Source organism: Deinococcus ficus, assembly GCF_003444775.1.
GTDB lineage: Bacteria > Deinococcota > Deinococci > Deinococcales > Deinococcaceae > Deinococcus > Deinococcus ficus.
This window is the reverse complement of the sequence record NZ_CP021082.1, coordinates 495,262-515,750: the sequence shown is the minus strand read 5'-3', so window position 1 is coordinate 515,750 and position 20,489 is coordinate 495,262. Positions and strand designations below refer to the sequence as shown.

At 68.8% G+C, this 20,489-nt stretch carries 19 protein-coding genes and 1 pseudogene; 12 read left to right on the top strand and 8 right to left on the bottom strand.

What is annotated here, in order from left to right; translation table 11 throughout:
- Window positions 1-8 precede the first annotated feature (8 nt).
- The 3 genes from DFI_RS15980 (at window position 9) to DFI_RS15970 (ending at window position 3,384) form a co-directional block, all read left to right on the top strand.
- On the top strand, window positions 9-1,424 hold the full coding sequence (locus DFI_RS15980; protein ID WP_043779189.1) for a glucose/sorbosone family PQQ-dependent dehydrogenase: 1,416 nt from the start codon (window positions 9-11) through the stop codon (window positions 1,422-1,424).
- Window positions 1,425-1,648: 224 nt separating this feature from the next.
- A complete protein-coding gene (locus tag DFI_RS15975) occupies window positions 1,649-2,797 on the top strand; it encodes a branched-chain amino acid ABC transporter substrate-binding protein (protein WP_027463886.1) in 1,149 nt (382 codons plus the stop codon).
- Window positions 2,798-2,964: 167 nt separating this feature from the next.
- On the top strand, window positions 2,965-3,384 hold the full coding sequence (locus DFI_RS15970) for an organic hydroperoxide resistance protein (RefSeq protein WP_027463887.1): 420 nt from the start codon (window positions 2,965-2,967) through the stop codon (window positions 3,382-3,384).
- A 95-nt stretch (window positions 3,385-3,479) separates the two neighbouring features.
- Here DFI_RS15970 and DFI_RS15965 read toward each other — a convergent pair whose 3' ends face one another.
- The 6 genes from DFI_RS15965 to DFI_RS15940 form a co-directional block, all read right to left on the bottom strand.
- Window positions 3,480-4,250 carry an ABC transporter substrate-binding protein gene (locus DFI_RS15965; protein ID WP_022802514.1) on the bottom strand — a complete coding sequence of 257 codons (771 nt, stop codon included), beginning with the start codon at window positions 4,248-4,250 and terminating at the stop codon, window positions 3,480-3,482.
- Window positions 4,251-4,272: 22 nt separating this feature from the next.
- Entirely contained in the window at window positions 4,273-5,103 is an 831-nt protein-coding gene (locus tag DFI_RS15960; protein WP_027463888.1) for a PfkB family carbohydrate kinase, read from the bottom strand.
- Window positions 5,104-5,105: 2 nt separating this feature from the next.
- A complete protein-coding gene (locus DFI_RS15955; RefSeq protein WP_022802515.1) occupies window positions 5,106-6,146 on the bottom strand; it encodes an SIS domain-containing protein in 1,041 nt (346 codons plus the stop codon).
- 72 nt (window positions 6,147-6,218) lie between these two features.
- Window positions 6,219-6,971 carry a GntR family transcriptional regulator gene (locus tag DFI_RS15950; protein WP_027463890.1) on the bottom strand — a complete coding sequence of 251 codons (753 nt, stop codon included), beginning with the start codon at window positions 6,969-6,971 and terminating at the stop codon, window positions 6,219-6,221.
- A gap of 90 nt (window positions 6,972-7,061) precedes the next feature.
- Window positions 7,062-8,420, bottom strand: coding sequence for a 4Fe-4S binding protein (locus DFI_RS15945; protein ID WP_027463891.1), 1,359 nt, complete (start codon window positions 8,418-8,420; stop codon window positions 7,062-7,064).
- A complete protein-coding gene (locus DFI_RS15940) occupies window positions 8,417-9,343 on the bottom strand; it encodes a hypothetical protein (protein WP_155864589.1) in 927 nt (308 codons plus the stop codon). Before DFI_RS15940 ends, DFI_RS15945 begins: the two co-directional genes overlap by 4 nt.
- A 293-nt stretch (window positions 9,344-9,636) precedes the next feature.
- Here DFI_RS15940 and DFI_RS15935 point away from each other — a divergent pair, with 293 nt between their 5' ends.
- Together DFI_RS15935 and DFI_RS21050 are read left to right on the top strand one after the other, a co-directional pair.
- Window positions 9,637-9,891, top strand: coding sequence for a DUF3105 domain-containing protein (locus DFI_RS15935; RefSeq protein WP_027463893.1), 255 nt, complete (start codon window positions 9,637-9,639; stop codon window positions 9,889-9,891).
- Between the two features lie 269 nt (window positions 9,892-10,160).
- Window positions 10,161-10,625 (top strand): annotated as a pseudogene (locus DFI_RS21050) (alpha-amylase family glycosyl hydrolase); the annotation flags it as partial.
- Window positions 10,626-10,675: 50 nt separating this feature from the next.
- Here DFI_RS21050 and DFI_RS15925 read toward each other — a convergent pair.
- Window positions 10,676-11,797, bottom strand: a complete 1,122-nt coding sequence (locus tag DFI_RS15925) for an IS630 family transposase (RefSeq protein ID WP_081425963.1) — start codon at window positions 11,795-11,797, stop codon at window positions 10,676-10,678.
- On the opposite strand from DFI_RS15925, the gene DFI_RS15920 reads away from it, so the two are divergent.
- Genes DFI_RS15920 through DFI_RS15910 form a run of 3 tightly spaced genes read left to right on the top strand, consistent with a single transcriptional unit; the run spans window position 11,758 to window position 13,969 of the window.
- Window positions 11,758-12,420 (top strand): alpha-amylase family glycosyl hydrolase, encoded by a 663-nt coding sequence (locus tag DFI_RS15920; protein ID WP_027464300.1) that lies wholly within the window; start codon window positions 11,758-11,760, stop codon window positions 12,418-12,420. The genes DFI_RS15925 and DFI_RS15920 overlap by 40 nt on opposite strands.
- On the top strand, window positions 12,414-12,995 hold the full coding sequence (locus tag DFI_RS15915) for an alpha-amylase family glycosyl hydrolase (protein WP_027464301.1): 582 nt from the start codon (window positions 12,414-12,416) through the stop codon (window positions 12,993-12,995). The genes DFI_RS15920 and DFI_RS15915 overlap by 7 nt, the downstream gene beginning before the upstream one ends.
- Window positions 12,992-13,969, top strand: coding sequence for a TIGR03885 family FMN-dependent LLM class oxidoreductase (locus DFI_RS15910; protein WP_027464302.1), 978 nt, complete (start codon window positions 12,992-12,994; stop codon window positions 13,967-13,969). The genes DFI_RS15915 and DFI_RS15910 overlap by 4 nt, the downstream gene beginning before the upstream one ends.
- 50 nt (window positions 13,970-14,019) lie before the next feature.
- On the opposite strand, the gene DFI_RS15905 is transcribed toward DFI_RS15910, so the two are convergent.
- Window positions 14,020-14,904 (bottom strand): C39 family peptidase, encoded by an 885-nt coding sequence (locus DFI_RS15905; RefSeq protein WP_027464303.1) that lies wholly within the window; start codon window positions 14,902-14,904, stop codon window positions 14,020-14,022.
- A gap of 214 nt (window positions 14,905-15,118) precedes the next feature.
- Here DFI_RS15905 and DFI_RS15900 point away from each other — a divergent pair, with 214 nt between their 5' ends.
- The 4 genes from DFI_RS15900 to DFI_RS15885 all read left to right on the top strand — a co-directional run bounded on the left by DFI_RS15900 (window position 15,119) and on the right by DFI_RS15885 (window position 20,471).
- Complete coding sequence (locus DFI_RS15900; RefSeq protein ID WP_244940376.1) at window positions 15,119-15,715, top strand: DUF305 domain-containing protein; 597 nt, start codon at window positions 15,119-15,121, stop codon at window positions 15,713-15,715.
- A 76-nt stretch (window positions 15,716-15,791) separates the two neighbouring features.
- Window positions 15,792-16,457: a winged helix-turn-helix domain-containing protein gene (locus tag DFI_RS15895; protein ID WP_027464305.1), complete on the top strand. Its 666-nt coding sequence runs from the start codon at window positions 15,792-15,794 to the stop codon at window positions 16,455-16,457.
- A 3-nt stretch (window positions 16,458-16,460) separates the two neighbouring features.
- Entirely contained in the window at window positions 16,461-17,606 is a 1,146-nt protein-coding gene (locus DFI_RS15890) for a sensor histidine kinase (RefSeq protein WP_051308349.1), read from the top strand.
- Between the two features lie 414 nt (window positions 17,607-18,020).
- On the top strand, window positions 18,021-20,471 hold the full coding sequence (locus tag DFI_RS15885; protein WP_027464306.1) for a heavy metal translocating P-type ATPase: 2,451 nt from the start codon (window positions 18,021-18,023) through the stop codon (window positions 20,469-20,471).
- The last annotated feature ends 18 nt before the right edge of the window (window positions 20,472-20,489 follow it).

Genomic DNA, 20,489 nt, shown 5'->3' with positions numbered 1-20,489 from the left:
AGGTCCCTATGAAATCCCCCCTGATGATCGCCCTGACCGCTTCCCTGCTCACCCTCAGCCCCGCTCTCGCCGGCGGCGCCCAGGCTCAGGCGCCGGCCGCCAGCAACGCCGCCAGCCAACCGGTGGGCGAGCAGTTCCGCATGCGCGTCGTCACCACCGGCCTGCAGATGCCCTGGGAACTCACCGCCGGCCCCGACGGCCGCCTGTGGGTCACCGAACGCCTCGGCAAGCAGGTCGTGCGCGTCGATCCGCAGACCGGCCGCAAACAGGTGGCCGTCACCATCCCTGACGCCCTCGCCGGCGGGCAGCACCAGGGCGTGCTGGGCATGGCCCTCCACCCGGACCTGCTCAAGGGCCAGGGCCGCGACTGGGTGTACGTCGCGTACACCTACGGCACCGAGAACGACGCGAAAAAACGCATCGTTCGCTACACCTTCAACCCGGCCACCGGCACCCTCGGCAGCCGCGTCACCGTGATCGAGAACCTGCCGGCCGGCACCGACCACAACGCCGGGCGCCTGAAGATCGGCCCGGACGGCAAGCTGTACTTCACCATGGGTGACCTGGGGCACAACCAGTTCGCGAACTACGCCAAGCCCATCACCGCGCAGGTGCTCCCCACCGCCGCCGAGATCCAGGCCCGCAACTGGGTGAACTACACCGGCAAGACCCTGCGCCTGAACCTCGACGGCAGCATTCCCGGTGACAACCCCAGCCTGAACGGCGTGGTCAGCCACGTGTATACGGTCGGTCACCGCAACCCCCAGGGTCTGGACTTCAGCAGCCGCGGCGTCCTGTACTCCAGCGAGCAGGGCCCGAACAGCGACGACGAGATCAACGTGCTGCTGAGCGGCCGGAACTACGGCTGGCCGAACGTGGTCGGCTACCAGGACAACCAGTCCTACGTGTACGGCAACTGGTCGGCCGCGCCGGACGTGGCGAAGTTGAAGTGGGAGCCCTACACCATTCCCGCCAGCGTGCCCCAGACCCGGGAGACGGACTTCAGCGCCCCGAACCTCACGGACGCCCTGATGAGCTTCTGGGTGGTGCCGAACAGCCACAACTTCACGGACACGCCCATCGAGAACACCAACCTGTACCGCCCCACCCCGGCCCTGAGCAGCCTGGAAGTGTACGAGAGCAGCGGCATCCCCGGCTGGAAGACCTCGCTGCTGGTGACCAGCCTGAAGTACGGCGCGGTGTACCGCGTGCCGGTGATGCCCAGCGGGGCCAGCACGCGCGGTGAAGCCCTCAAGATCCTGCCCACCGACAACCGGTACCGGGACACCGCCGTGTCCAGCGACGGGCGCACCATCTACGTGATCACGGACAGCGCCGGGCAGATGCTCGGGCAGCAGAACATCCGCGTGACCGAGATGGCCAACCCCGGCGCGATCCTGGCCTTCACCTACCAGGGCCGCTAATCACTGACCTGCCCCAGCCGGCATCCGGCTGGGGCAGGTTCCGGTGAGGCAGTGATCACGTCCGGCGGGCCTGGACGTTTTTGGCCCATTGGCCTAGCCAGAAGCCGGGCCACCCCCCCCACCCGGCCCCTATCTTCGGGGGGCAACACCCCTCACCGCCCGGCTCCCGCTGCCGGCTGGAATCCCGCTGACACCGCGTCCCAGGCGTTCAGCAAGGAGAACGAATGAACCGCATCACCCTGACACTGATTGCCACCCTCGCGCTCGGCAGTGCCGGCGCGCAGTCCACCATCAAGATCGCCAGCATCGCCCCGCTGTCCGGCGGGCAGAGCGCCATCGGCACGCAGGCCCGCAACGGCATCCAGCTGGCCGTGCAGGAGTACCAGCCGCAGTTCAAGAAACTGGGCATCACCCTGCAGTTCGTGCCGTTCGACGACCAGGCCGACCCCGCCAGCGGCACCGCCGCCGCCCGCAAGATCGCCGCGGACCGGACGTTCCTGGCCGTGGTGGGCGCCCTGAACAGCGGCGTGACCATTCCCGTGAGCGCCGCCCTGGCCCCCAGCAAGGTGGCCATGGTCAGCTCCGCCAGCACCGCCAACCAGGTCACCGACCGCGGCCTGGCGAACATGAACCGCGTCGTCGCCCGTGACGACGCGCAGGGCCCGGCCGGGGCGAACTTCCTCACGCAGAACCTCAAGGCCAAGAAGGTCTACATCCTGAACGACAAGACCTCCTACGGCGAGGGTCTGGCCACCGAGGTCGAGAAGGCCCTGAAGGCCAAGGGCGTGCGCGTCATCACCAACGAAGGCACCGACGAGAAGAACGACTTCTCCGGCCTGGTCGCGAAGATCAAGCTGCAGAACCCGGACGCGATCTACTTCGGCGGGATCTACAACCAGGTGGGCGTGTTCATCCGTCAGCTGCGCCAGGCGGGCATCAACACCCCCGTCGTCGGCGGGGACGGCCTGGACAGCCAGGAACTCCTGACCATCGCCGGGAAGAGCGCCGAGAACGTGTACTTCACGACCGGCGCCGCGCCGGTGGAGGCGCTGCCCGCCGCAAAGACCTTCGCGGCCACCTACCTGAAGACCTTCAAGCAGCCCGCCCAGGGCTTCGCGGTGTACGGTTACGACGCTGCCAAGGTGGTCCTGCAGGGCGTGCTGAACGCCACCAAGGCCAACAAGAACAAGGTCCCGACCCGCGAGCAGGTGCAGACCGCGATCCGCAAGGGCACCTTCAAGGGCCTGCTGTCCGGCACCGCCAGCTTCAACAGTGCCGGGGACCGCAAGGCCGCGACGCTGTACGTGATGAAAGTCGGCGGTGGGAAGGTCAAGCTCAGCACCTCCATCCCCGTCAAGCCCAGCAAACCCTGACCCACCGGAGATGGGCAGGGGGGCAGGCGCGTGCCTGCCCCCTCTTCCGTGCCCCAACGTGCCCTGGCCTGCGTGCCTGGGGGACCGGCCGTGTCATCATCACCGACTGTCCCCGCGCCCATTCCACTGGGCGCGGCCGTTCCTTCCCTTCCCTCTGGAGGTTCACCATGAGCAACCTGTACACCACCGAAGCCACCGCCACCGGCGGCCGTCAGGGCACGACCGCCTCGGCCGACGGCCGCCTGAACGTCACCCTGAGCACCCCCCAGGAACTGGGCGGGGACGGCGGGCCCGGCACCAATCCGGAGCAGCTGTTCGCCGCCGGGTACGCCGCGTGCTTCCAGAGCGCGCTGGGCGTGGTCGCCCGCCGTCAGAAGATCGACCTGGATCCCGCGGCCACCATCACCGCGCGGGTCGGCCTGCTCCGTCAGGGCCTGGGCTTCGGGCTGGACGTGGAACTTGAGGGCCGCTTCCCCGGCCTCTCCCGTGACGAGGCGCAGGCCCTGATGGCCGCGGCGCACGAGGTCTGCCCGTACAGCGCCGCCACGCGCGGCAACGTCGATGTCCGCCTGATCCTGGCCGAGTAAGGCCGGAACCGGCACGCGCCCAACCCCTCAGTGCGGGTTGGGCGCGCTGCTGTTCAGGTGCCGGGTGCGGCCGGGTCAGGCGGACATGGCCGTCCTCACGGGGCGGGGCAGCGGACGTCCTGACCGAAGTAGCTCTGGCTGAGGCGGGCGTAGGTGCCGTTGGCCATCAGTTTGGCGAGCGCCTTGTTCACCGCCTGCTGCAGGTCGGTGTTGGTCTTGCGCATGGCCATGCCGATCCGTTCGGGGAACACGATGTCGCCGAGCTGGAGCTTGCCGGGCAGGACCTTGCTGGCGTCGATGGCGTTGAAGCGGTCGAGGACCATCGCGTCGGCGCGGCCGGCGAGCACCGCGTTGAGCTGGTCGTTGGTGGTGGAGAAGGTCTTCACCCCGCCGATGCCGGGCAGTTTCTGCACGTACGCGAGGTAGGAGGTGTTCACGCCCATGGTGACGACCTTGCCCTTGAGCTGCGCGAGCGTGCGGGGCCCGCCGGGCCGGGCGACGAGGACGCCGCCGCTGCAGTAGTGCGGGGTGCTGAAGGCCACGGCCTTGAGGCGCTCGGGCGTGATGCCGTGCGAGGCGATCACGAGGTCGTAGCGGTCGCGGTCCAGGCCGAGCAGCAGGCTCTCGAACACCACGGTCGTCCACTGCGGCTTGACCCCGAGTTCGCGGGCGACGGCGTTGCCAAGTTCGACCTCAAAGCCGGTGAGGGCCTTGTTCTTGTAGAAGTTGAACGGCGGGTAGTTGCCCTCGGTGGCCAGGCGCAGCACCCCGGACGCCTTGATCTGGGCGAGGGTGGCGGCCTGGGCGGGGGCGGCGCCGAGGGCGAGGGGAAGGGCCAGCAGGGCAAGCAACCGGGCGTGACGCATGCGTGTCTCCTTGAAGGGGGGCTCAGGACAGGGCGGGATGCTGGGCGGGAACGGGCGCGCCGTGACCGAACGCGCCGTGCACGGTGCAGTTGCGGGCGGCCTCGTGCGCGCCGGCCTTCAGGGCGGCGGGGACGTCGCCGTGCGCGGTCCAGTGGTGCAGGAACGCGGTGATGAAGGCGTCGCCGGCGCCGAGGGTGTCGGTGACCTGGGTGGGGACGGTGGCCTGGAGCGTGAACGTGCCGTCCGCGTACGCGAGGGACCCGTCGGCGCCGCGGGTCACGACCACCACCAGCGCCCCATGCGCGGCGACCGTCCGGGCGAGGTCCTGCGCGGCGGCGTCCGGACCCTCCCCGGCGGACAGGAACGCGACGTCCAGGTGTGGAGCGACGCCCTTGAGCAGGGCCGGGGTCCACTCGGAGGAGAAGTCGTAGGACAGGACCCGGGCGGCGGCGCGCAGGCGGGGCAGCCGGTCGTCGAGGCGGCTGTAGATGCTGGTGTGCACGATGTCGTGCGCGGCGGCGAAGGTGAGGTCGTCGTCGGTGAGGGTCCAGTGTCCCTGCACGCCGGCGTCGCTGCCCACGAAGTACCGGTCGCCGTCCCGGTGCCCGATGGCGCTCCAGGAGGTGAGGCCGGGGGCCTGCCGGCAGCGGGTGACGTCCACGCCCTCGGCCTGCAGGGCCTGCAGGATCAGCGCTCCGGCCGCGTCGTCGCCGACGCAGCCGACGTAGCTCGCCGGGTGGCCCAGGCGGGCGCTGAGGGCGGCGACGTTCACGGCGTTGCCGCCCGGGTACATGCGGCCCTCGCTCAGGTACACGTCGACGGTGTTGTCCCCGATGCCCAGCAGGCGGGGCACGCTCAGTACTCCGTGACCCACATGTAGCGGCGGGTGTCGAGGGAGTGGTTGCGTTCGGCCGCGAGGTGCTCGGCGAAGCGGTTCAGGGCCGCCTGCAGGGCGTACGGGGCGAAGAGCGCCCGCACCTCGGGCGCGACGCCGGTCATGGGCAGGTCGCGGGCGTCGTAGACCATCAGGCGGCTGGTGTACTTCTGGCAGAAGGTCAGGGCGCGTTCCGCGAGGGGGCGGCTGGGGTCCTCGCCCAGCAGCACCATCACGGGCGTCTGCGCGTCGAGGATCTCGAAGGGGCCGTGGAACCATTCGGCCGCCTCGAAGGGGACGCTGTGCAGCCACTGCATTTCCATCAGCATGCACACGCCGAAGACGTAGGCGGTGGTGTACACCGGGCCGGACGCGAGGTGGTACAGGGTGTGGTCGTCGCGGTAGGTGTGGGCGTCGGCGCGGCCGCGGGCGTCGCTGACCTCGGCGGATTCGACCAGCACGGCCGGAAGGGCGTCCAGGGAGGACATCACGGCGCCGTACAGCGGGTAGCCGTGGCGGCCGTCGAGGAGGCCGGCGACGAAGCCCTGCAGGACGATGTACACGCCGGTGTGGGCCTGCTCGGTTTCGCCCATCAGGAAGAGGTGGTCGGCGCCCTGTGCGAGAGGTTTGTCGGCGGTGGTGGTGACGACCAGGGTGCGGCAGGGCTGGTCTCGCAGGAACTGCGCGGCCTGCACGGTTTCCTGGGTGGTGCCGGACTTGGACGCGAGGACGACGAGGGTGCGCTCGTCGAGGTGCGGGGCGAGGGCCAGGAATTCGGCGGGGAAGTAGCGTTTGACCTGCAGGTCGGTGCGGGCGTGGTCGAGCCAGTACTCGAAGCCGAGCATGACGCGGTTGGGCGCGCCGCAGGCGACGAAGTAGATCCGGTCGATGTCGTGGGCGAGTGCGCGGCCGAGTTCCGCGGCGGCGTCCTTGGCGCGCAGGGCGCCCTGAAGGCTGCTGATGATGAGGTCGCGGTCGATGGGGGCGGCTTCGACGGGTGGGCGAACGTCAGAAAGGGTCATGCGGCTCCTTGGTCTATCTGGTATAGACCAAGAGTAGGAGGTGGCCGCACCGGAGTCAAGGGTGCGTCTCCTCTACCCCCCAGCGTGGGGCACTGGACGCCCTTCCCCGATGTTGAACTCCACCAGCCCCGGATGGTTCACCGACTTCAGGTACTCGAAGGGCTCCCCCGCCGTGTCCAGCACCACCGAGCGGTACAGCAGCACCGCCTGCTGCGGCTGGAGCCCCAGCGCCTGCGCTTCCGGACCCGTGGCCGACGACACGCTGATCACGCTCTCCCCCACCGCCGCGGCGATCCCGTACCGGTCCGCGAGCAGCTGGTAAAGCGAACTGCCGTCCACCAGGTCCTGCGCCGCCAGGCCCGGCACCCGCCGCGCCGACAGGTAACTCGTCTCCAGGCAGAAGGGCAGGTCGTCCACCAGCCGCAGGCGCCGGATCACCACCACCGGACTTCCCACCGGCAATCTCAACTTCTCCGCGACCCGACCGGCGGCCGCGCCCAGCTGAAATTCGAGCAGGCGCCCCCCGGCCCGGCCGCCCGTGGCCGCCACCATCTGCGTGATGCTGTGCAGGTGCGCGTGATTGAGCAGCCGGCGCACCCTCGGCGTGCTGACCCGCGTGCCCGCCGTGCTGTCGCGCTCCAGCAGCCCCAGCTCCACCAGGGCGTCCACAGCCCGCCGTACCGTCATGCGGCTCACGCCCAGCGTCACCGCCAGGTCCCGCTCGGACGGCACCTTGTCGCCCGGCTGGTACTCGCCCCCGTCCAACATCTCCTGAAGGCGCTGCTGAACCTGCAGGTACCGCCTCGGTATCGCTTCGTCCGTCATTGCCCCTAGCATGCCGCCTTTCCTGTCCGGCGTGCGGGCCGAAGCTGGGTGCGCCCCTGCACAGCGGCGCACCGGAGACCAGGGCAAGCCTCAGACGCGGTGAACCATCGGCAGCGTGAACAGGTAGATGTTCAGCAGCCCGAACAGCACGATCACCACGGCGTGCGGCAGCACGGCCCGCTTCCAGGTGCCGGGCGCGGCGCGCCGGGCAATCTGGTAGGCGGTAAACAGCGAGCCCACGATGCCCAGCCCCACCACCAGGAATTGAAGGCCCTGCACCACGTTCATGGGCAGCACCGCCAGGTTCCCGCCGGCGTACCCGCCGAACGCATTGATGGTCGTGTACAGCACGCTCTTCCCTTCCGACAGCAGGTGGAACAGGTTGTGGGCGATGTGCCCCGCGAGGTCCAGGGCGATGACCGCGTACCCGAACCGGGCGAAGTTCTTCTTCCAGGTCTCGCCGGTGTGCCGGGCACTGAGGTGCGCGGCCGCCGCGATCACCGCGATCGGCAGCACCATCGCGACGATGAACGCGGCAGTGAACGCCAGCGCCTCACTGCCCAACAGCAGCGCGGTCAAGCGCTCCAGGACCCCTCCCCACCAGCCGATCATGGTCACGTTCTGCACGATCACGATGCCGACGATCACCGCCGCGAGGAAGCTCTCCTCGAACTTCGGCCTGTTCATGAACCACAATTCCCGGGTGGGCGGGCGCGTGGAGATGCGGATGGAGTCGTTCGGGCAACTCTTGACGCAGTTCGCGCAGAAGTTGCAGTTGGCGCTCGTCTGCATCATCCGCGGAAACTCGAACACCGGGCAGCCCGGCGCCGCCGCCGAGCCCTTGTAACACGACTGCGTGGTGCACGTGGCGCAGATATCCGGCGTGGCGCGCAGTTCCACCATGGAGGCCCGGGAGTAGTTGCCGTTCAGGCCCCCCAGGAAGCACAGGTACCGGCACCAGGTGCGCCGCTGGTACAGCACGGCCGTGACCACCGCCGCGGTCGCCATGGCGCCGAGCAGGTACCCGCTGCCGCGGGGGTTTTCCACCACGCCGAACACGTGATCCGACCAGGTGATCAGGATGAATGTGGCGTCAATAATCCAGATGCCGTACCGCTTCAGGAACCCGGGCACGGGCCGGCCAAGGCCCACGGCCTTCCCGACGACGTCGATCAGGGTGCCGAACGGACAGATCGCGCACCAGAACCGGCCCAGCGTGAACATGGCGATCGGGATCAGCGGCCACCACAGCACCCAGGTGAGACTGGTGCCGACATTGGCGCTCGCGGCCGAGGGGCCCCACAGCAGGGCGTACACGATGTACCCGAACACCACGAGCACCGGGTACGCAAAGATGCCGGGGTACAGCGGGCTTTTCAGGAACGCGCGCACCCAGGGAATGTCGAGCAGGTTGCGGGCCGGGCCGGGTTGGGGAGCGGAGGCCGTCATGCAGGTGTCACCTTGTTGCCCTTTCGCTGGGGGAGGCGGCGGTGAACGAAGCCAAAGCCCGTGAAGCCCAGCATCAGCAGGCCGGCCGTGCCGGTAAACAGCGGACTGGGCCCGCCGGGAACGACCGTGAAGTCAGCCGTGGGGGTGTGCCCGGGCATGTCGTCCATGCGGGCCTCCAGGGTCCAGCGGCCGGGCGTAAGCCGGACGCGGGTCCATCCGCGGTAGCCGGCGGCCGGGCCATGGGCGTGGCCATCCGTCCCCTGTGCCGTGTCGTGAGGCTCAGGTGTGGTCCCGTGCGCGTCCAGGGACGGCGCCGGGTCAGAGGTCACCGTGGCTGACCCGTGCGGGTCAGCTGCAGAGTCGGAGGCATGGGTATCATCCGCGTGGACGGCGGCCTCTCCGATATGCGCTCCGGGCTCGTCCGTGTGGGCGGCCGGCTCGCCCCCGTGCGGTGAGGCGGGGGGCCCGGCGCTTACATGCCCGGACTCGCCGGCGGGGTGATCCGGAGTGGTCTGGGCGTGGTCCTGGTCGGCGGCCGGGACGGTGGTGACCGGTTCGGCATGCGCCGCCTCACCCGGGCCTGCGATGCCCGCAGCAGGCGCCGCCCCGGCGTGCCCACCGTGGGCATCGGCACCGGCCTCCTCGGCCGGCAGGGCGGTGAGGGGCATGTCGATGCTCTGACCTTCCGGGCCGGTCAGGCGCACGTGAACAGCGGCCCCTTCCGGCACGCTGGGGAGTTCAAAGGTGAAGGTGTTCACGCCGCCGCTGGGTTTCAGGAAGTCGCCGCGGACCACCCCACCGTCCGCGAAGGTGGCGACCACGGGCAGGCTTCCGCCCGCTCCCGCCAGGCCGGACAGCAGTGCCGCCGTGATCACGGCGGCACTGCTCCGCAGGAGAAAGCGGTCAGGGTTGATCATCGTCACGTTTGGCAAGGCAGCCTCCAGGGAGCCCCAGGTCCCGCAGACCCCTGCGCCTCACCTGGATCGCGCTCTGCGGGCAGTGTCCTCCTCACGTATTAAGGGCGTGTAAAGCCATGAGCTGTCCGGTATCACTTCTGCCGGGGACGCGACACCAGCCGCAGAATTCGAGCGCGGCCCGCTCAGATCGGCGTCATATGGCAGTGGCCTGCACATGACGGGCGAACCGCCAGTGCGGGACGTCGACTTCCTTCGCCCTTGTCAGGGTGAGGGCCGAGGCAATAACCACATGAAACCTCGTGCACAACCTGGAGCACGGCGGGATCGTGATTCAGTACAACCCGTCGCTGTATCAGGGGAGCCTTGATCCCCTCATCGCTTTGCAGCGGAATTACCCGAACAAGACGGTGGTGGCCCCGAACAGCCGGCTCACCACGGCCTTTGCCCTCCCCGCCTGGAAGCGGCTGTACACGCTGGACGCCCGGGACGAGCTGAAAATGACCGCCTTCATCGACCGGTACAGGAACAAGGCACCAGAGCGCATGCCGGACTGACCGCGACAGAACAACGGACAAGGGAGACCCGAGCCACTCCTCCCGCAGCTCCAGACGTCGTGCCGCTGATGCGGTGCCAGCGCTCCCGGCCAGCAGAATCTGAAGGGACATCCAAGGCGTTCAGGGCTTCCCCGACGGCACTGCGCCCTAGGGTAATGGCCGTGAGTGCATCCATGCTCCTGTCAGCTCCCGGGCGGAAGGACTTTCATGAGGGACGCTGACCTGCCGCCGGCCTGGCCAGCCGGTCGTCACCTGCGGGGCATCCGCAGGTGGTGAGGCTTCAGCCTCATTTCCAGGCGGCGGACACGGATCCTGCACCGTGGTACCGCAATGCGGTCATCTACGAGGTTGACGTGAAGTCCTTTCAGGACAGCAACGCCGACGGCATCGGTGACCTGCCGGGCCTGCTGTCCCGGCTGGAGTACGTGGCGGACCTGGGCGTGAACCTCCTGTGGCTGCAGCCGCTCTTTGCGTCCCCGAAGGGCGACAACGGGTACGACGTGTCGGATTACCGCCGCATTGACCCGGCGCTGGGGTCGCTCGACGACTTCCGCGAGGTGGTGGACCGGGCCGGGCGGCTGGGGATGCGGGTGCTGCTGGACCTGCCGCTGAACCACACCAGCCGCGACCACGCCTGGTTCCGCGCCGCGCAGGCGGACCGGAGGTCGCCGTACCGTCCGTACTACCTCTGGGCGGACGAGAAGCCTGCGGACGCGGCGCCCTACCCGGTGTTCGGGTCGGCCCGGGGGGACAACTGGACCTGGAGTGAGGAGGCGGGGCAGTACTACTGGACTGATTCAGAAGAATCTCGGGAAGTTGTCGTCCTGAGATACGGGAGGCAGAACCGACGAATGCTGTCCAGGATGTCGTCTGCAGACCGCTTCCACACGAACGGCTGCGGATGTTCGTTGTTTTGAGCGATGAACGCCTCAATGGCCTGTTCGAGGTCATCCTTCGAATGAAAATCTCCGCGACGCAGCCGCCGGCGACTGAGCAGCGCAAACCACGATTCCACCAGGTTCAGCCAGGACCCGCTCGTCGGCGTGAAGTGAAAGGTGTACCGCGGATGCTGAATCAGCCAGCCCTGGACCGCTTTCGTCTTATGGGTGATGTAGTTGTCGAGAATCACGTGCACCGCGAGTTCCGAAGGAACTCGCCGATCGATCTCCTCAAGGAAGTCCAGAAACTCCACGGTCCGATGCCGGGGATAACAGCGGCCGATCACCGCGCCAACCTTCGCATCCAGTGCGGCGATCAAGGTGGTGGTGCCATGCCGGATGTAAGTATGCCCGGTGCGCTCTTCCTGACCCGGCTGCATGGGGAACGTGACTCCACCACGTTCCAGGGCCTGAATCTGCGGCTTTTCATCCACGCAGAGCACCAGCGCCCGATCCGGAGGAGACAGATACAGGCCCACGATGTCGCGGACCTTCTCAATCAGCAGCGGGTCTTTGGACAGTTGGAAACTGGAGGTCAGGTGGGGACGCAATCCGAACGCCCGCCAGATGCGGTGCACCGCACTCTGCGTGAGTCCGCTGGCCCTGGCCATGCTGCGGGTCGTCCAGTGCGTCGCATGTGCCGGCAGGGTATCCAATGTCAGGCGCACGACCTGTTCCACCTGCTGATCCTGAATAGAACGCGGTGCCCCGCTCTTCGGCGCGTCACTCAGCCCGTCGATGCCCGCCCGAATGAACCGTCGGCGCCAGACGCTGACCGTGTCGTCACACAGCCCGACCTTCTCGCCGATGTCGCTCAACGTCCACTCAGGGTGATCTGTGCTCAGCAGGATCACCCTGGCGCGGGTGGCCAAACCCCTCGGGGTCTGGCGGCGGCGCACGAGAGCCTCCAGGAGGGCACGCTCGTCAGGTGTGGGTTGAGGAACCGGTGAGTGGCGACCGCGGGACATGCCTCACCTCCGAGTCCATCGTACGCCTCCCCACCCAGCACTCTTCTGAATCAGTCCACTACTTCCACACCTTTTACGACTTCATGCCGGACGTGAACGTCGCGCACGGACCGCTGCGGGAGGAGCTGCTCGACATCCTTCGCTTCTGGTTGCGGCAGGGCGTTCAGGGCTTCCGGCTGGACGCCCTGCCCTTCCTGCTGAAAGACCGCGCGCAGGGCGAACACCTCGGGGCGCCGCACGACTTCCTGAAGGCCATGCGCCGGGTGGTGGCCGAGCACGTCCCGGACGGCGTGCTGCTCGCCGAGGTGAACAAGCCCCTGGCGGAAACCGTCCGGTACTTCGGCCAGGGGGACGAGGTCAACCTGATGCTGAACTTCTCCCTGTGCAGCCACATGTTCCTGGCCCTGGCGACCGGGGAGGCGCGGCACATCCAGGACTGGTGGCGGGCGCTGCCGCCGGTGCCTCCGGCAGCCAACTGGGCGAACTTCGTGCGGAACCACGACGAGCTCGCCCTGGCCGAACTGACCGCGGAAGAACAGGCGCAGGTGTACCGGCGTTCGGACCCAGGAAGGAACACCGGGGGGCCAACGGCGGCATTCGCCGTCGCCTGGCACCGATGGTGAACGGCGACGTGCGGCGCATGAAGCTGATGTACAGCCTGATGTGCTCCCTGCCCGGGGCGGTCATCGTGAATCTCGGCGAGGAGATCGGACTGGGTGAGGACCTCTCGTTGTGGGACCGTGAGGCGGCCCGCACGCCGATGCAGTGGACGCCCGGCCGCAACGGGGGGTTCTCGGCCGCGCGGCGCACGCACCTGTACCGCCCGGTGGTCAACCGGGGCCGCTTCCGGGCGGGCGTGGTGAACGTCCAGGCCCAACAGGACGACCCGAACTCTCTGCTGCACTTCGTCCGCCGGGCCCTTCATGTGTGCCGGGACACCCCCGCGCTGGCCGGCGGCGACTGGGCCTTCCTGGACGCCGGGCACCCGGGCGTGCTGGCGCAGCTCAGCCAGGACGGAACGAACGGGCAAAGCGTGCTCGCCCTGCACAACCTAACCGAGCAGACCTTGACCGTCCACCTGCCGGACGTGGCGGGCCGGCGCGCTCTGCTGGGCAGCGGGCACGCCGTTCAGGGCAGCGACCTGACCCTGGACCCGTACGGCAGCGTGTGGCTGGGCGACGAGGAGGATCACGCATGACGGATGACACGACCACACCCCTGATCGGCTACCACGCCTCGCACGAGCAGTTCCCCCCGGCCGAGCTGCTCCGGCTGGTCTGGCACGCCGAACAGGCCGGGTTCCGGGGCGGCATGTGTTCCGATCACTTCCACCCGTTCACGCCCGAGCAGGGGCAGTCGGGCTTCGCGTGGGCGTGGCTGGGCGCGGCGCTGCAGGCGACGGGCTGGACGTTCGGGACGGTCAGTGCGCCCGGCCAGCGGTACCACCCGGCGGTGCTCGCGCAGGCGGCGGCCACCCTGGCGCAGATGTTCCCGGACCGCTTCTGGTGGGCGCTGGGCAGCGGCCAGCAGCTCAACGAGCACATCACCGGTCAGCAGTGGCCCGTGAAGGCCGACCGGCAGGCTCGGCTGCTGGAGTGCGTGGACGTGATGCGGGCGTTGTGGCGCGGCGAGACCGTCACCCATCGTGGGCTGGTGACCGTGGAGGACGCCTGCCTGTACTCCCGGCCGGAACGGCCGCCGCTGCTGGTGGGGGCCGCCCTGTCCGAGGAGACGGCCCGCTGGGTGGGCGGCTGGGCCGACGCGCTGATCACGGTGTCCGCCAGCCCGGAGCAGCTCCAGCGGATCATCCGGGCCTTTCATGAGGGCGGCGGGGAGGGCAAGCCGCTGTTCCTGCAGGTTCACCTCGCCTACGCCCCGACCGACGGGGCGGCCCGGCAGGCCGCGCACGAGCAGTGGCGGGGGAACGTGTTCGGGAACGTCGTGCAGGCCGAGGTGCGCACCCCACAGGAATTCCAGACGCTCGGGGCGAAGGTGGCGCCCGGCGAGATGGACGCCGCCGTACGCATCTCCAGCGACCTTGACCAGCATCTCGCGTGGCTGGAGGCCGACCTGGCCCTGGGCTTCTCGCGGCTGTACCTGCACGAGTCCGGCCGTGAACAGGCGCGGTTTATCGACGCGTTCGGCGAACACGTGCTGCCGCGCCTCGCCTGAACCCAATGGGCCCCGTCAGGGTGCGGTGTGGTCCCGGCAGTGCCGCCACCTCAGCGCCCCTCCTGTGACCGCCGGGCCAGGCTGATGAACTTCCGCAGTTCCTTGCTGTTCGGGTCGATCTTCAGCGCCCGGGAGGCGTACTTCAGGGTCTTGTCGTGGTGCCCGGCCTGCGTCCAGGCCTCGAAGGCCTCCTGACGGTACAGGAAGTACAGGGTGGGCACGCCCAGCGCCACGGCACGGTCGAAGTTCTCAGTGGCGGCCTTGACGTTTCCGAGTCTCAGGTTGGCCTTGCCCAGACCCCACCAGTGGTACGGGTCGTTCGGCTGGGCGCTGGCATTCCGGGTGGCGAGCGCCTTGAGGCGCTGCCAGTTGGTCGCGGCGCGCACGTCGCCGCCCAGCACGGCGTACACCTCCGCCTGCCGACTGGCCGGGTAGGCGATCAGGTACTCGCCGTTGTAGTAGTGCCACAGGTGCCTGAATTCCGCTTCCGTCAGCCACAGGGCCGGCCCGCGCAGGGGGTCGCTGGTCAGGAAACGGCCATTCCGGTACCCGTACACCGTGCGGAAGTGGGCGACGTTGCTGCGGGCGTGCAGGCGCTGCTGCACCACCACCGGGAGCCCGCGGGCGACCAGGGAGCGGATCAGCTCGGGGGTGCCGGCGGACCGGATCATGCTGCGCAGCCCGTACTGGCCGAAGTACGCCGCGAGTTCCAGGCTGGTCACCTGCGGGTCCCGCGGCGAGTCCTTCAGGGCGCTCACCGCCTGCGCCTGAGTGACGCGGGTGCCGTGGTAGCCCAGGATGGTCAGGGCGGTCACCGGGCCGCAGTTGTCCGGTCCCTGCTGTTCGTGCCGGATGTTCTCCAGGGTGACCGCGGCGGGCAGGGCGGACGCTGTTCCGGCGCCGAGCAGGCTGATCAGAGCGGTGATCCCGTGCATGGTTCAGTGTTCACCCCAGGGCGCTCTGATCCATCCAGGTTCGCTCAGGGGACCTGAAGCTTGCTCAACAGCAGGCTGTCCCGATGGGGATAAATCAGCGCCCGCACACGTCAAGGCGCTGAACCTTCTCGGGAGGCCGTGAGGACACGGGCCTTTACAGGAACTGAACACCCGGCGCGTAGCGTGAGGGCAGCGAGGTGATGTTATGACAAGAATGTTCGCTGCAGTCGCCTTCACCGCCCTGCTGGGCACCCTGGGCGTCGCACAGATCGCCAGCACGCCAGGTGGGATGATGGCCGTGATGGGTGGGGGCGGGCAGCCGCCCATGATGGGCAGCGGGGCGATGCCAGGGATGGCCGGGATGCAGATGATGCACGCCATGACCGACCGGACCTTCCTGACCATGATGATCCCGCACCACGAGTCCGCCATCCGGATGAGTCGGGCCATCCTGAAGACGACCCGTGACCCGCAGGTCAAGGCCTGGGCGACGGCCATCGTCGCCGAGCAGCAGCGGGAGATCACCCAGATGCAGGGCCTGCTCAAGGGGCTCGGCGGTCCCGCGACCGGGATGGATGCCGGCATGATGACCATGGAGGGCATGATGCCCGCCTCCGGCCCCCGGTCCACGAACCCGGACGTGGCCTTCGTGCAGGAGATGATTCCTCATCACGGCATGGCGGTCATGATGGCCACCCACCTGCTGATGCAGACCACGAACCCTGTGATGCAGAAACTCGGTCGGGACATCATCACCGCGCAGACGGATGAGATCTACGCGTTCCAGCAGTTCTTGAACACGGTCCGGTAGGGACTGGACCTCCATGAGGGCACCCCCCCGGGTCCAGGGTGCCCTCCTGACCAAGGCTGCTGAGGGAGAGGCGCACGTGCCCACTGTCCTGATTGTCGATGACGATCCCGCGATCCTGGAGATCCTGGGGGCTTACCTGCGAGCGGACAAGCAGACGGTTCTGGAAGCCGGTGACGGAACGGCGGCGCGGCTTCTGCTGCCCCGGGCGGATGTGGCGGTGCTCGACTGGATGCTCCCGGGTGCCAGCGGCGTGGAGCTCACCCAGGAAGCCCGCGCAGCTGGTCTGACTCTGCCGATTCTGATGCTGACCGCCCGGGGCGAGGAGGAGGACAAACTGCACGGTCTGGACTTCGGCGTCGACGACTATGTGGTCAAGCCGTTCAGTCCGCGTGAGGTGGCGGCCCGCGTCCGGGCGCTGCTCAGGCGCATAGGCGTGCAGGACGACATCCGCATCGGTGACCTGCGCGTGGATCTGCGCGGGCACCAGGTCACCATCCAGGGCGAGCCGCTGGACCTGTCGAAACTGGAATTCACTCTGCTCAGCGCCCTGGCCCAGCACGCCGGGATGGCCTGGTCCCGCGAACGTCTCCTCGAACGCGTGTGGGGGCTGGATTTCCCCGGCACGGAACGCGTGGTGGACGTGCACATCACCAACCTGAGGAAGAAACTCGGGGACACCAGTGATACCCCCCGGTACATCGAGACGGTCCGCGGCGTCGGGTACCGCTTCCGGGAGGCCTGAGGGATGCGCTTCTTCCCGCGCCTCCTGCTGTCCAACCTGCTGGTCATCCTGCTGGCGGTGGGCGGGATGTTCGCAGCCGCGGAGCTGCTCGCGCCGAGCTTTTACCGGGAGCACGTGGACCGCATGGCCGTGACCATGACCGGGATGGTGGGGAGCACCCATCGTGAACTGCGCAGCGACCTGGAGGCCGGACTGCGCACCACCCTCAACCGCGCCCTGCTCGCCTCGCTCCCGCTGGCTGGCGGGGTGGCCCTGCTCACCGCCTGGTGGATGTCCCGCGGACTGGGCCGCAGCGTGCAGCGGCTTGACGAGGGCAGCCGGGCCCTGGCGCAGGGCCGGTACGCCCTTCGCCTGCCTGAAACGGGGAAGGATGAACTCGCGGACCTCGCGCACAACCTGAACGTCCTGGCCGGCGCGCTGAGCCGGGTGGAGCAGGGCCGCGTGGAACTCATCGGGAACGTGGCCCACGAGCTCCGCGCACCACTGGCCGCCCTGCGCGGATACGCGGACGCGATGGAGGACGGCCTGATCACCCCGGACCGCGCTGCCCACGCCATCGCGCGGGAAGTGGGGGCCATGGACCGGCTGGTGCGGGACCTCAGCCTGGTGTCCCGCGTCGAGGCGGGCCGGGTGGACCTCCATCTGGAAACCCTGAATCCGTCAGACCTCATCCGCGCGTTGCAGGAGCGCTTCCGCACGTCCTTCGAGGAAAAAGGCGTGGCCCTTCACGTGACGGCCTCCCAGCTTCCTGCGATTCACGCGGACGAGGAGCGGGTCATGCAGGTGTTGACGAACCTGCTCGCCAACGCCCTGAGGCACACCCCGGCCGGCGGGCAGGTCCGGGTGCGCGCCGAGGCCCATGAGCGCGTCCTGAACGTCGCGGTGCAGGACACCGGGACCGGCATTGCCCCCGAACACCTGACGCGGATCTTCGAGCGGTTCTACCGCGCGGACCCGGCGCGCTCCCGCATCGAGGGCGGCAGCGGCGTGGGCCTCACCATCGCCCGGGGTCTGGTAGAAGCCATGGGCGGGCAGATGGCGGCCACATCGGACTTGGACCGCGGCAGCACCTTTTCCTTCACGCTCCCCCTGTACACACTGGCCCCGCACAGCGTGACCCCCGCTCCGGCACCGCCACAGTCGGCGTAGGCGCGGGGGCCCTCCTGCGCCCGGCGTGCCGGCCAGCGCTCACCACCAAGCCGAGCGCCAATATCATGCCCGGCCGTGCGCCGACCAGCGCCTGCCGCCTTTCGCTGCCTCCGTGGTCTGGCGGGATGAGGCCCACTGGGTTTCACGGCTGCGCAGGGAGGACAAGGGCCCACCTGGAGCACATGCGGCCCCGCCGGGCCGAGGGCCGCCATCCGGACGGCGCCGGCGAACCCGGTCCTCCGTCCCCCGGCTGCCCCGCTCGGCGGGGCCGTGCCCCCTTCCTGCCGGCGACCTTGGCCACCGGCGCCCTTGACCACTCCAGGGACAGCGCGTGACGGTCTCCAGTAGAGGGTTGCCGGCTGGTTTTATGGAAGCTGAACACGCCTGCTTTACGTTGCGGCTCAGGAGGCCCGCATGACCCACCATCCACATGAGCATCCTGTTGTCAGTCCCCACCCGCACCATTCCGACGCCGTGCTGGAAGTCGTCCTGAAAAACTGTCACGGCGGCACCGACCTTGCGGGAGCGGAACAGTTCCTCCAGACCCTCCCCGGCGTGCTGAGCGTGCACCTGGACCGCACCCTGAGCGTGGCCCACCTGGGGTACGACCTGAAACGCACGGATCAAGCCGCCCTGCGCGCGCAGATCGAAAAAGCGGGGTACACCTGCACCTGCCAGGACTCCCCCCCTTCGCCGAGCCAGCCTGGTCAGCCGGGCCAACCCGGCGGAGCCCACGGTCACCACCAGCACGCCGGGCCCGCGGCCGTCCACCCGCACGCAGCCGCGCATTCTGATGGCGGGAACCACCGTGCGCATCAGAAACCTGGCGGTCCTGGTCAGGACGCAGGTCACGACGCGCACGCCGGTCATGACGAGCACGCGGAGCACGGCGAGGCGATGGTGAACGACATGCTGCGGCGGTTCGTCGTGTCCCTGATCGTGACCCTCCCTATCGTGCTGTACTCCCCGATCGGCGAAGCCATCGGCTTCACGGCCATGCCGCCGTTCGGTCTGGGCATGAACTGGTTCGGTCTGCTGCTCGCCACGCCGGTCGTGTGGTGGGGGGGGTGGCCGTTCATTTCTGCGGCGTGGAGGGCCCTGAGGCGCGGCGAGGCGAACATGATGACCCTGATCGCTCTGGGCATCCTGGTCTCGTACACGTACTCCGTGTGGGCCACCCTGGCACTGAACAGTCAGGACGTGTTCTTCGAGGCAGCGGCGATGCTCACCACCCTTTCCTTGCTGGGGCACTGGATGGAAATGCGGTCCCGCTTCGCCACGGGCCGGGCCGTGGAAGCGCTGCTGAAGTTGGCGCCCGCGACCGCCCGCGTCGTGAGAAATGGTGAGGAAACGGAACTCCCGGTGGAGCAGGTGGTGGCCGGGGACGTGATTGCCATCCGGCCCGGGGACCGACTGCCGGTGGACGGCGAGGTCATCAGCGGCGCCTCGTACGTGGACGAGAGCATGATCACCGGGGAGCCGGTGCCGGTGAGCAAGGCGGCCGGCTCGACCGTCACGGGCGGGACCGTGAATCAGACGGGCGCGTTTCAGTTCCGGGCGACCGCGGTCGGGGCGGACACGGCCCTGTCGCGCATCGTGCAGATGGTGCAAAACGCCCAGGCCAGCAAGGCGCCCGCGCAGCGCCTCGCGGACACGGCCGGGAAGTACCTGGTGTTCGTCGCGCTGGGCAGTGGCCTGCTGGCCTTCCTGGTGTGGACGCTCGCCGGGCAGAACGTCATCTTTGCGCTGACGGTCGCCGTGTCCGCCATTGTGATCGCCTGTCCGGACGCCCTGGCGCTCGCCACGCCCACGGCCATCACCGTGGGCGTGGGTCGCGGCGCGAAAGAAGGCGTGCTGTTCAAGAACGCCACCGCCCTGGAAGCCACGGCCGGGGTGAACACGGTGGTCTTCGACAAGACCGGCACGCTCACCGAAGGAAAACCTGCCCTGACGGACGTGCTGCCTGCCCAGGGGGTTACGGAACATGACCTGCTGCGTTTGGCGGCCTCCGCGGATCTGCCGTCGCAGCACCCGCTGGCGGAGGCCATCGTGCGGGGCGCCCGGGAGCGGGGCCTGGTCCTGTCGGAGGCACAGGACTTCGACTCGGTTCCCGGGCACGGCGTGCAGGCCAGGGTGGACGGCCGGGCCGTCCTGATCGGGAATGCCAAACTGATGACCCGGGAAGGGGTCGCCACCGCTGAGGTCGCCACCCTGGTGGAGGAACTCTCCGCGGATGGCAAGACCGCCATGTACGTCGCGGCAGACGGACGCTTCCTGGGCGTGGTCGCGGTCGCGGACCGGATCCGGGAGTCCGCGAGGCAGGCCGTGCAGCACCTGCATCACCTGAACATCCAGACCGTGATGCTCACCGGGGACAACCGCAAGACCGCGGAGGCCGTGGCCCGGCAGATCGGCATGGACGCCGTGCTCGCCGACGTGCTGCCTGAAGAAAAAGCCGCGAAGGTGCAGGATCTTCAGGCTCAGGGCCGCACGGTCGCCATGGTCGGGGACGGCGTGAACGACGCGCCCGCCCTGGCCCAGGCAGAGGTGGGGATCGCCATCGGCGCGGGCACTGACGTCGCGGTGGAAACTGCCGATCTGGTGCTGATGAACAGTGATCCGGCGACCGTGCCGACCAGCATCCGCCTGGCCCGGCAGGTGCAGGTCAAGATCAAGCAGAACCTCTTCTGGGCGGCCATCTACAACCTGCTGGCCATCCCCGTGGCTGCCGGCGTTCTGTACCCCAGTCTGGGGCTCCTGCTGCGCCCGGAATGGGCGGCCCTGCTGATGAGTGCCAGCACCCTGATCGTGACCATCAACGCCCTGCTGCTCAACCGCGCCCGCCTCCGGCCGACAGGGAGGTGAGACAGCAGGGCCGCCGTC